Source organism: Micromonospora sp. NPDC004551 (assembly GCF_040609975.1).
Classification (GTDB): domain Bacteria; phylum Actinomycetota; class Actinomycetes; order Mycobacteriales; family Micromonosporaceae; genus Micromonospora.
Genome location: NZ_JBEXLM010000052.1, coordinates 22070 through 28252 on the forward strand (window position 1 = coordinate 22070; position 6183 = coordinate 28252).

Genomic DNA, 6183 nt, shown 5'->3' on the forward strand with positions numbered 1-6183 from the left:
CCCGTGCGCTTCCGCCACTCCCCCGAGGTCTGGTCGACCTTCCCCGAGCTGACCTGCGGCGTCCTGCACGCCACCGGGATCACCCCGGGCGTGGACGTCGCCCCGCGGCTGGCCCGGTACGCCGACACCGCCCGCGCCCGCCTCGCCGGCGGCACGGAGGGCGGCTTCCCGGAGATCCAGGCCTGGCGGCGGGCCTTCGCCCGGACGGGCTCGCCGCCGACCCGCTACCGGTGCGCCGCCGAGTCGCTGCTGCGCCGGTTCCGCCGCGACGGGGCGCTGCCCCGGCTGCACCCGCTGGTCGATCTGGGCAACGCTCTCTCCCTCGGGTACGCCGTGCCGGTGGCCGTGCTGGACCTCGCCCGGATCGCCGGGGACCTGACCGTGCGCCCGGCCTTGGGCACCGAGACCTACCTGACCCTCGGCGGGAACGAGGAGCGTCCCGAGCCGGGTGAGCTCATCTTCGCCGACGCGGCCGGCCGGGCCCACTCCCGGCGCTGGACGCACCGGCAGAGCGGCGCGTCGGCGGTGCGCGCGGAGACCGCCGAGGTGCTGGTCGTGATCGAGGCGATGCACGAGGGCGGCGCGGAGACCGTGCCCCGGATGCTCCGGGAGCTGGCCGGCGCCCTGGCCGAGGACTGGGGAGCACCGGCCCGGACGGCGGTGCTGACCCCCGGGGCACCCGAGTTCGCGGCGCCCGTCATGCGCACCTGAGACGTCCGGGCTTCCTGCGGCGGGGGTGCTCCCGGTGTACGGGCCACCGGGAGCACCCCACGGTCAGGACAGCTCCGGCGGATCCAGCCAGGTCCAGGTGACGCCGTCGGCGGAGAGCCAGGCGCCCTTGCTGTCCGGCCAGCCGGTCTGCGCGTACCCGCCCGGCACCGCGCGCGGGTCGGCCCCGGGGCCCAGCGGGGCGGGACGCAGCGTCGCGCCGTCGTCGGAGCTGGCGAACATCAGCGGGTCCTCCCGGGCGGAGACGCCGGCCTGCACCACCAGCACCCCGTCGGGGCGCACCGCCGCCCGGATCGTGCGCTCGCCGACCCGGGCCGTTCCGGCGGCACGCGTCCAGGTGGCGCCGCCGTCCGCGCTGCGCCAGATCACCAGGGCGCCCCGCACCCGGCCGACCGCGTAGACGGTACGCCCGTCGTGAGTGGCGACCGCCGGGCCGCCGACCTCGTCGGAGGCGGTGAGGCCGTCCGGGAACTCGTGCCGCGACCAGGTGCGGCCGCCGTCCCGGCTCACGTCGACGGCGCTGCCGGTCCAGATGATCCGACCGCCGTCGCCCACGTGCTGACCGGTCCGGCCGCTGAGCCAGAGGCCGGCGGCGCCCGGCACGCTCGGGACCACCGCGGCGTTGCGCAGGGCCGACCGCTGGCGGAGCTGGGCGACGTCGCCGGTGGCCGGATCCACGGCGACGAGGGGGTCTTCGCTGGGGCCCGGCAGCCGGCCGCCGAGGACCTGCCAGCCCGCCGGCAGCGCGTCGACCCGCCGCACGGTCACCTCCCGCCAGGTGTTCCCGCCGTCGGTGCTGGCGATCCACCCCATGGACCGGTTGTCCGGGGCGGAGCGGGAGATGTACGAGGCCACCACGGTGCGCGGTGCGACGGCGCGGAGGTCCGCCATGGCGTCGGCCGGCACCGGCAGCGGGCCGGTGCGCCAGTGCCGGCCCCCGTCGTCGGTGCTGGCCCAGCGCAACGGGCAGTCGCGGCAGTCGGTCCAGCGCAGGTAGACGTGGCTCAAATCGCCGACAGCGGGACGGCCGGTGAAGATCTGCCGGCCCTCCGGCTCGGCGGTGGGCGTGGCGCCCGGGGTGGGGATGAAGTCCGGGGTGCGGTCCGTGCCGAACCGGACCGGAGGCGGGACGGAAGTGTCCGGCCGGGACGCCACGGCGACGCCCGAGCCGGTGATCACCAGCGCCACCGTGGCGACGGCGAGGACCCGGCGCCGGAGTCGGCGCCGCCGGGCCGCGGCGACGACCTGCGCGAAGTGCGGCTTGAAGCCGGCCTGGGCGGCGGCGTTCAGGCCGGTGAAGTCCAGATCAGGCATGGCGCGCCTCCCGCTCCGACCGGATCGTGGCCGGGCCGGACGGCGCCGGTCGGGCGTCGTCCTCGCCGAGGTGCTCGGCGAGAGCGCGGCGGGCCCGCACCAGGCGGGTCTTCACCGCCTCCACCGAGCAGCCCAGTAGCGTCGCCACCTCGGTGACCGGCAGGTCGGCGAGGTGGTGCAGCACCACGGTCTCCCGGGCCGACCGGGGCAGCCGTTGCAACGCCGCCACGAGCGCCACATGGTCCGGCGACAGGCCCGGCGCGTCGGGTGGCGCCGGAACCAGCCGCCCCGAGCGGATCAGCCCGTGCAGCAGCGCCCCCCGGCGGTGCCGGGACCGGGCCACGTTCAGGGCCACGGTGCGCAGCCAGGCCTCCGGGTTGACCACCTCACGGAACCGGCCCGGGCGAGCCAACGCCCGGACGAACGCCTCCTGCACGACGTCCTGCGCCTCGGCGTAGTCGCCGGTCATCGCGTACATCTGGGCCACCAGCCGCGCCGCCGAGGCGGCGTACACCTGGCTGAGCTGTTCCTCCGGATCCACATCGTCCCCTCCCTTGTCGGTCGTCTCATCCCTACGACCGGCGAGCGGGCGGTGCGGTGACATCCCGTTTCGAGCGGACCGCGGGTCAGGCGTCGGGACGGTCCGGGTCGTCGGCGGCCATGATCTCGTCGAACTCGCCCGGGGTGATCTCACCGGTGCGCAGGCGGCGGGCGTTCGCGGCGAACCGGGCCACCGCGGCGCCCCGCGGGTCGGGCGGGGTCAGCAGGCCGGAGTCGGCGGCGAGCGCGGTCGCCGCGTCGGCCACCTGGCGGGGATCGGCGGTGTCGACCGGCTCGCCGTGCAGTTCCCGCAGCGCGGCGGCGAGCCGGGCGTCGGCCGCGTCGCCCGCGCCCCACCAGCGCCGGGCCAGCTCGACCGTGCGGCCGAGGCTGTCCTCGCCCACGCGCTCGGACCGCAGCTCGGCCCGCATCATGCGCAGGAAGGTGACGGTGACGGCGTCGGAGTCATCGGCGATCATGCCTGCACCCTAACGACCGGCTGCGACAAACCCGGTCGGGCACCCGACCGGCGGCGGCATGATCGGGGCATGGAGCGACCACCGGCCCGCGGGCACCGGAACATCCCGCACACCGCCGACATCCGTATCGAGGCGTGGGCGCCGGACCGCGAGGGCTGCGTGGCCGAGGCGGTCACCGCGCTGGTGGAGACCTTCGTGGACACCACAGGGGCGGTCGCCGGCGGGGAGACCGGGTTCCGGGTGCCGCCGGGCGCCGACGCCGACCTGCTGGTGGGCGTCCTGGACGAGGTGATCTTCCGGCTGGACACGGCGGACGAGCTGCCGCTGGAGACCGAGGTGCGTGCGGCCGAGGACGGCGGCCTGGCGGTGCGCTGGCGGACCACCGGCACCGACGCGGTCGAGCTGGTCGGCGCGGTTCCCAAGGCGGTGTCGCTGCACGAGCTGAGCTTCGCCGCCGAGCCGGACGGCTGGCGCTGCGCGGTGACGCTGGACGTGTGAGCGGGCTCAGCCCCCACCACCGGGGGGGCTCAGCCCTTCACCACGCCGAGCGGGACCAGCCGGGCCACCTTCCGGCACAGGCCGGCGCCCTCGGCCGCCGCCACCACGGCGGTCACGTCCTTGTACGCGGCCGGCATCTCCTCGGCCAGCCCACGCCGGCTGGCGCCGCGCACGGCGATGTCCCGCGCCTCCAGCTCGCGGCGCGGGTCGTGCCCGCGGACCGCCTTGGTGGCCTGCTTGCGGCTCTGCACCCGGCCGGCACCGTGGCAGGTGGACGCCCAGGCCGGCGAGCCGGCCACGCCGGTGAGCACGTACGAGCCGGTGCCCATGGAGCCGGGGATGAGGACCGGCTGCCCGGCGGGGCGCAGGTCGTCGGGCAGCTCGGGGTGCCCCGGCGGCAGGGCCCGGGTGGCGCCCTTGCGGTGCACGCAGAGCGGGCGGGGCCTCCCGTCCACCTCGTGCGTCTCGATCTTGGCGAGGTTGTGCGAGATGTCGTACACGAGGTCGAGGTCGCAGCCGGTGACCCGGGCGAAGACCTGCCGGGCGGCGTGGGCGAGCAGCTGCCGGTTGGCGCGGGCGTAGTTGGCCGCGGCGGCCATCGCCCCCAGGTAGGCCCGGCCCTCGTGGGACGAGACCGGCGCGCAGGCCAGCTGTCGGTCGGGCACGTGGATGCCATGCCCGGGCATCACCTTCTCCATCTCCCGGACGTAGTCCGTGCAGATCTGGTGGCCCAACCCGCGCGAACCACAGTGGATCATGACGCAGACCTGGCCGGCACGCAGCCCGAAGGCCCCCGCCACGGCCTCGTCGTAGACCTCCTCCACCGCCTGCACCTCGAGGAAGTGGTTGCCGGAGCCGAGGCTGCCGACCTGCCGGGCGCCACGCTCCACGGCCCGCTCGCTCACCTGGGCGGGGTTCGCGTCGCCCACCGCGCCGTAGTCCTCGCAGCGGTCCAGGTCCCGCTGCACGCCGAAGCCGCGCTCGACGGCGTACCGGGAGCCGCCACGGAGCACCGCGTCGAGCTCGGCCGGGTCGGTCAGGTGCCACACGGCGCCCTTGCCCATGCCGCGCGGGGTGGATTCGCTCAGGCCGTCCATCACGGCGTCCAGCCGGGGGCGCAGCGCGGCCCGGTCCAGGTCGGCGGCGAGCAGCCGGACCCCGCAGGAGATGTCGAAGCCGACCCCGCCGGGCGAGACCACTCCCCCGTCCTCCACGTCGGTGGCGGCGACGCCGCCGATCGGGAAGCCGTAGCCCCAGTGCACGTCCGGCATGGCGTAGGAGGCGCCGACGATGCCGGGCAGGGTCGCCACGTTCGCCACCTGCTCCAGTGACTTGTCGGCCCCGGCGTCGGGGAGCAGGTCCCGGGACGCGAAGACGACCCCCGGCACCCGCATCGGGTCGTGCCGGTCGATCCGGAATCGGTACGGCGACTCCTCGACCAGGTCCATCCCGCCCGGCTACCCCGGCCCGGACCGGTTACACCCGGTCTGGTTCTCTTTCGCCCGGTCCGGGTAGTGCGCCTGCATGCCCCAGCGATACGAGAACTACGACAGGATCGCCCTCGTCACCGGCGCGGACTCCGGCATCGGCAAGGCCTGCGCGGTGGCGCTCGCCGAGGCCGGCTTCGACATCGGCATCACCTGGTACGGCGACCCGGACGGCGCCGAGCGCACCGCCACCGAGGTACGCGCCACCGGCCGCCGCTGCGAGGTGGCCGAGATGGACCTGACCCGGCTGCCGGAGGGTGCCGCGGTCGTCGACGACCTGGCCGCCCGGCTCGGCGGGCTCGGCGTGCTGGTCAACAACGCCGGCACCGGGCTGGCCACGCCCTTCGTCGACGTGGCCTGGGAGAAGTGGCGGGAGGTGCTGGCCGTGGACCTGGACGGGCCGTTCCTCTGCTCCCAGCGCGCCGCCCGGCGGATGCGGGCGGGCGGCCGGGGCGGCCGGATCATCAACATCACCAGCGTGCACGAGCACGCCCCGCGGGTCGGCTCGTCGGCGTATTGCGCGGCGAAGGGCGGGTTGGGCCTGCTCACCAAGGTGATGGCGCAGGAGCTGGCGGTCGACGGGATCACGGTCAACGCGGTCGCGCCCGGCGAGATCGCGACCCCGATGACCGGGCAGGAGGACGTGGACCCGTTCACCGAGGACCGGCCGGGCGTGCCGGTGGGGCGGCCGGGGGACGCCCGGGAGGTGGCGGCGGTCGTCGCCCTGCTCGCCTCGCCCGCCGCCGCCTACGTCACCGGGGCGTCCTGGCCGGTGGACGGGGGGATGTTGATGATGGGTCCGCAGGCGTCGACGCTTCCGTCCGACTGGCGGTCGGTGTGAGGGCCGGCCTGCGTGGGTCGGCGGTGGGTCAGCCCGGCACCGCCTCCCTGGTTTCGGACAGTGCTCCCCTCTCCGGGTAGTGGCAGGCGGTGAGCTGCGTTCCGCCGTCCCGGGTGACCAGGACCGGTTCGTCCTCGGCGCACCGCTCCTGGGCTTTCCAGCAGCGGGTGCGGAAGCGGCAGCCCGAGGGTGGGTTGAGTGGGGTGGGGACGTCGCCGGTGAGGCGGATGCGTCCGGCGGGGCCGAGGGTGGTGACGTCGGGGATGGCCGAGAGCAGGGCCCGGGTGTAGGGGTG

Annotated in this window: 8 protein-coding genes; 3 read left to right on the forward strand and 5 right to left on the reverse strand. The window is 76.0% G+C overall.

The features are described from left to right. Positions 1–3 precede the first annotated feature (3 nt). A complete protein-coding gene (locus ABZW14_RS33085; protein ID WP_355354779.1) occupies positions 4–711 on the forward strand; it encodes a phenylalanine--tRNA ligase beta subunit-related protein in 708 nt (235 codons plus the stop codon). Between the two features lie 63 nt (positions 712–774). On the opposite strand, the gene ABZW14_RS33090 is transcribed toward ABZW14_RS33085, so the two are convergent. The 3 genes from ABZW14_RS33090 to ABZW14_RS33100 all read right to left on the reverse strand — a co-directional run bounded on the left by ABZW14_RS33090 (position 775) and on the right by ABZW14_RS33100 (position 3062). Then, the gene (locus ABZW14_RS33090) at positions 775–2043 is read right to left on the reverse strand and encodes a sialidase family protein (RefSeq protein ID WP_355354782.1); all 1269 of its coding nucleotides are present in this window, start codon (positions 2041–2043) and stop codon (positions 775–777) included. Then, the gene (locus ABZW14_RS33095; RefSeq protein ID WP_355354785.1) at positions 2036–2584 is read right to left on the reverse strand and encodes a sigma-70 family RNA polymerase sigma factor; all 549 of its coding nucleotides are present in this window, start codon (positions 2582–2584) and stop codon (positions 2036–2038) included. The genes ABZW14_RS33090 and ABZW14_RS33095 overlap by 8 nt, the downstream gene beginning before the upstream one ends. Positions 2585–2669: 85 nt before the next feature. Next, entirely contained in the window at positions 2670–3062 is a 393-nt protein-coding gene (locus tag ABZW14_RS33100) for a hypothetical protein (RefSeq protein ID WP_355354788.1), read from the reverse strand. A 69-nt stretch (positions 3063–3131) separates the two neighbouring features. Between ABZW14_RS33100 and ABZW14_RS33105 the strand changes: the two genes are divergently transcribed. After that, positions 3132–3560 (forward strand): archease, encoded by a 429-nt coding sequence (locus ABZW14_RS33105; protein WP_355354791.1) that lies wholly within the window; start codon positions 3132–3134, stop codon positions 3558–3560. Between the two features lie 29 nt (positions 3561–3589). Here the strand turns inward: ABZW14_RS33105 and ABZW14_RS33110 are convergent, their stop codons facing one another. Continuing rightward, positions 3590–5008, reverse strand: a complete 1419-nt coding sequence (locus ABZW14_RS33110; protein ID WP_355354794.1) for an RtcB family protein — start codon at positions 5006–5008, stop codon at positions 3590–3592. A gap of 76 nt (positions 5009–5084) precedes the next feature. On the opposite strand from ABZW14_RS33110, the gene ABZW14_RS33115 reads away from it, so the two are divergent. Beyond that, on the forward strand, positions 5085–5888 hold the full coding sequence (locus ABZW14_RS33115) for an SDR family oxidoreductase (protein ID WP_355354797.1): 804 nt from the start codon (positions 5085–5087) through the stop codon (positions 5886–5888). A 28-nt stretch (positions 5889–5916) separates the two neighbouring features. Here the strand turns inward: ABZW14_RS33115 and ABZW14_RS33120 are convergent. Continuing rightward, positions 5917–6183: oligopeptide/dipeptide ABC transporter ATP-binding protein (locus tag ABZW14_RS33120; protein WP_355354800.1), on the reverse strand; the 267-nt coding region annotated here is incomplete at its 5' end.